This window comes from Desulfurobacteriaceae bacterium, from assembly GCA_039832905.1.
Lineage (GTDB): Bacteria > Aquificota > Aquificia > Desulfurobacteriales > Desulfurobacteriaceae > Desulfurobacterium.
This window is the reverse complement of the sequence record JBDOLX010000068.1, coordinates 1-4117: the sequence shown is the minus strand read 5'-3', so window position 1 is coordinate 4117 and position 4117 is coordinate 1. Positions and strand designations below refer to the sequence as shown.

Annotated in this window: 7 protein-coding genes; 3 read left to right on the top strand and 4 right to left on the bottom strand. The window is 38.7% G+C overall.

From position 1 onward, the window contains the following. Positions 1-152 precede the first annotated feature (152 nt). The gene (locus ABGX27_04985) at positions 153-317 is read left to right on the top strand and encodes a hypothetical protein (GenBank protein MEO2068849.1); all 165 of its coding nucleotides are present in this window, start codon (positions 153-155) and stop codon (positions 315-317) included. A 173-nt stretch (positions 318-490) separates the two neighbouring features. Here ABGX27_04985 and ABGX27_04980 read toward each other — a convergent pair whose 3' ends face one another. Both ABGX27_04980 and ABGX27_04975 read right to left on the bottom strand, forming a co-directional pair. Further along, complete coding sequence (locus ABGX27_04980; GenBank protein ID MEO2068848.1) at positions 491-1159, bottom strand: hypothetical protein; 669 nt, start codon at positions 1157-1159, stop codon at positions 491-493. After that, positions 1152-2366, bottom strand: coding sequence for a DNA cytosine methyltransferase (locus ABGX27_04975; GenBank protein ID MEO2068847.1), 1215 nt, complete (start codon positions 2364-2366; stop codon positions 1152-1154). The genes ABGX27_04980 and ABGX27_04975 overlap by 8 nt, the downstream gene beginning before the upstream one ends. A 67-nt stretch (positions 2367-2433) precedes the next feature. On the opposite strand from ABGX27_04975, the gene ABGX27_04970 reads away from it, so the two are divergent. Continuing rightward, on the top strand, positions 2434-2718 hold the full coding sequence (locus ABGX27_04970) for a hypothetical protein (protein ID MEO2068846.1): 285 nt from the start codon (positions 2434-2436) through the stop codon (positions 2716-2718). Continuing rightward, on the top strand, positions 2719-3270 hold the full coding sequence (locus tag ABGX27_04965; GenBank protein ID MEO2068845.1) for a Bsp6I family type II restriction endonuclease: 552 nt from the start codon (positions 2719-2721) through the stop codon (positions 3268-3270). It abuts the gene before it with no gap. A 47-nt stretch (positions 3271-3317) separates the two neighbouring features. On the opposite strand, the gene ABGX27_04960 is transcribed toward ABGX27_04965, so the two are convergent. Both ABGX27_04960 and ABGX27_04955 read right to left on the bottom strand, forming a co-directional pair. Continuing rightward, positions 3318-3902 (bottom strand): hypothetical protein, encoded by a 585-nt coding sequence (locus tag ABGX27_04960; GenBank protein MEO2068844.1) that lies wholly within the window; start codon positions 3900-3902, stop codon positions 3318-3320. Continuing rightward, positions 3895-4117: hypothetical protein (locus ABGX27_04955; GenBank protein MEO2068843.1), on the bottom strand; the 223-nt coding region annotated here is incomplete at its 5' end. The genes ABGX27_04960 and ABGX27_04955, both read right to left, overlap by 8 nt.

Below are 4117 nucleotides of genomic sequence, written 5' to 3'. Positions count from 1 at the left end.
GAGTATCTTTCACTCAAGAGAAGAGAGCTGATTTTAGCCAAGATAATAACTCTCTCTTTGAGAGAGTTATGGGTGGTGGTTGGGAAGGGAGACAAGAAAGGAAGGGTGGTAGGGAAGAGAATAGGGTATGTGAGGGTGTTAGAAAGGGGATGATGGAGTTTGTTTTGAGTTTGGGGTTCTCTCTTTCACTTGACTTGCGACGGTCGAGTTTTGGTTTCCGTGTTGGGTTCTCTGCTGGTTTTGGGAAGAGTGGGAAGGACAGGGAAAGCTATGATGACCTTGTGGAGCTCTGGGAAGAGGGACTGATTGATTTCTGATGACAGTATTATTATGGCTGAAATCGGTGGCTGTATTATTAAGGCTAAAATAGCTGGGGGTAGGTGTTATTGGGCTAGAATCGGGATAAGCGGGAGAGTATTGTTTTGGCTGGGGTGTTTGGGTTATGGTGGTAGTTTGGATGTGTTTCGCGTTGATCTTTTTCGTTAAGTAATTAAGTGGTGTTTGCGTGTGAACAATATTCCTTGGCGAAGCATTCGGCGCATTTAGGTTGGATATGTTTGCATACTAAGGCAGAAAAATCTAGGACTGCTAGATTGAAGTTTCTCGCTTCGTTACAAGGAAGGATTTCTTTTGCTTTTTCCCAGATATAGGGATCATTTCTGGGACGGCTTTTGTTGGATTTGATTCCGAATACTCTTTCTAAGATACGTATGAAATTAGTGTCAAGCATTGGTACACATTCGTCATAGATAAGGGAAAGAACAGCATTGGCGGTATAGTTTCCTATTCCTGGAAGCTTTAGAAGTTCAGATCGTGAGAATCTACTTTTTTTGTTGTTTTTTAAGAGAGAGAGGTAAGCAGAGGCGAACTTTTTGAGTAGTTCTGCTTTTGTTTTATGCATTCCCAGTGGTTTAAGTAGGGCTTCAAGATCTTTTCTATTGGCTGAGCAAAGCGCGTATGGATTAGGATATTTATTTAAAAGTTTTGAGTAAACTGTTAAAACCTGACTGGCAGTAGTTTTCTTCAAAAGAATTTCGGCTATAAGGAGTTCATAGGGATTCTTTGTTTTTCTCCATGGAAAATCTCTTTTGTATTTAGTCCACCATTTCAAAAGATCCTTTTGAAATCGAGATTTTTTGTTGTCTTCTCTGTTACACATAAACGACCTCTGAAAGCTGTTGTTTTTTGTATTCCAATATTTCCGTTTTAAGTTTTTCCCAGTCTTTGTAGTAAGGATCTTTGTCCGGTTGATAGTTACTAATCAAATACTTCTTTAGATCTAGAGCTATGGGGAGAATTCCTAAAGGAGGTACTGCATTTCCTATCTGTTTTCTTACTTCTCCTATAGGTCCCTCAAATATAAATTCATCGGGAAAGGTTTGTAGTCTGGCCCTCTCTCTATTGGTGAGAGCTCTGGGTTCCTCGTAATGATAGCCCCATGTACCTCCTCCTCCATTGGCAATAATTGTAGGTGATGGTTTATTTCTGTGAAGTCTTCTGTATATGTTGCTCATCAATCCTTTAACAGCTAATTCTTTAGGAAGGTTCTTATAATTCCCTCCTTCTGGGATGTGCTTAAGCATTTCAATAGTTTTCTGCTTCATCTTTGGCTTTTCATTATTAAAAGGAACTTCGGAGACAGGAACTGAATAAATAATCTTTCCTTCAAGAACATCGCCTGAGGTTACGTACATTTCGGGAGTCTTAAGAAAACCTTCCACTTTCTTAAATGGAATTCCTTTATTTTCGTAAATATCCCTTCTTATTCCAATGATAAGAACTCTTTCTCTGAGTTGGGGTACTCCGTATTCGACAAATCTATATAGATCAATGAATACAATATAATCCTTTTGGTAAGCTTGAACGCCTGCAGAGAACAAACTCTCACTATCCCAGAGATTGATCTCTTCTAAGCTGAATTCTTCGGTATTTTTTTCAGTATCTAATGAGAGAATGTGTTCAAAATCATGTTTGATAATTTTGATGGCTAAACCTTTATTAGCGCTTAAAATACCTTTTACATTTTCTGCAACAAAAACTTTAGGTTTCTTTGCTTTTACAATCCTAACAAATTCTTTGTACAGCTTTCCTCTTTTAGCTGTTATTCCTTTTCTTGTACTACCCCCAAGTACAGAAAAGTCCTGACAGGGGAAGCCACCTATAACTACATCGCAATCCGGAATGTTGCGGTCATCAATATTTCTTATGTCATCGCATACAACGTTTGTCTTGGGAAAGTTTCTTTTGTAGGTTTCAACTGCCCAGTGATCAATGTCATTAGCCCAAACTACTTCGAATCCAGCTTTTTCAAAACCCAGATCCATACCACCTGCGCCAGAGAATAGACTTACTATCTTTGGCTTCATAGGACCTCCTTCTTTCATTGTCCACGCGGACAATGAAATTCCTTTAAAGAGAGTTTACCATAACTGTATGGGTGGTATGGAGATTTTAGATGAGGAAGAAGTAAGAAAAAAAGTACTGAAGGTTCTTAATCGGTTGTGCGGTGATTTAAACGTGGGTTATTTGGAAATAAGCGATGTCCTCAATGTGGATTCAGCATATATCTTTAAGCTTCTTAGGGGTAGGAAAAAGTTAACTTTCTCAGCATTAATCAAACTGATATATGCTTTGAATATTCTCAATGAGCGAAGAGGTAAACCTATAGACGAGTCCGAGCTGAAACTCAGTTCAATTTTAAGGAAGGTGGGACTATAGATGAAGATAAAAGAAAAGGAAATCATTCTTTTTGGAGAGAAAGTCAGAGCTAAAGTTCAAGAGTTTGAAAAAAGTGATATTACTCGGCTGAAGGAGCTTTGGAATTTATGGTACAGACTCTCTCAGAAACTGAAAGAATATTCGGGTGGAGAAGCAAGAAAAATAAATTTCCCTGAGTTTATAAGTGAAGGATGCTGGTGTATTCTTACAGGAAGTGTACGAGTTATATACCCTTCCTCTGCTGATACTTATAACTTAGAGACCAAAAGGGCTGAACAAATAAAAGCTTCCGTAATAGAGAATGATTTGACTTCTTTTGGTCCTAAATCAAGGTGGGACGACCTATATTTTTTAGATTTTTCGCGTCTGGACGGTACGTTTGATGTGTACAAAATACCAACAGATTTACTGAAGCGTGAAATATTGAATAAGAAAAAAGGAGAAACGTTTGAAGATCAGCAGAAGCAAGGAAGGAGGCCTCGTTTAAGTCTTAAAGAATTTGTACGAAAACATGGAATTTCTCCTTTGTATGAAAAGGTGAAAATCTGGTGATTCTTTTACGAAAATCTTAATTTAAAGCGTAGCTACTAAGATGAGTTTTAACTTTTTTTCTTCTGAAGTTTCTCTTTGCACGATTTTAGTTGCTCTTTCAGCTTTTTAATTCTGATCTGCAACTCCCTATTTCTCTTCTGGAGACCGTCAAGTTCCTGTAGATAGCTTCCCCTCTTCTGCTGGAATTCAATCTCAAGCTCTACCTCTTTCTGTTTGAGCTGGTGAGATAGGTGCTGATAGTGGGTAATTTGCTGACGGAGCTCCTGCTCCCGTTTTCGGGCTTCTTGGAGCTTTTTCTTAGTTTCCTGCTTTAGCTTCTCTATCTCGTTTATTTCGGCTTGTTTGGCTTTGAGGAATTCCTTTTTCCATTTCTCTACGAGAGCTTCTTTATTCAGAATGATTCTTACGTAGGGGGTAAGATAGTAGAGAATTACTCCGATTATGGCTATTCCTGAGAGGACGACAATAAGGTATGCTCCAAAACCTGCTCCTTTGAGAATCCAAAGTTTAAGCTCAGTAGAAGAGGGGATAGCGCTAAGGAACCGTTGTATGAGTTGTTTGAATTCCTTGTTTTTGAAAAGGATGTAGATAAGTACTGCTGTTTCAAGGAAGATTACGAACCATCTAATCACTCTTTTCTTCCTCGCTGCCGATTATCTCCTTGTAAATCATGTGGATGTATGAGGGGGCGATTTTGACTCTGTGGTATTTTTTGATGTAGGCTGCGATGTCCCTCCAGCTAAGTTCTGCGTCCCTTAGCTGTTTTATGAGGGCAAGGTTCTGTTCTATGTATTCTCTTTTCTTGCTTTTTCTGGCTCTCTTTTGGGCTTTTATTCGCTCTATCCTG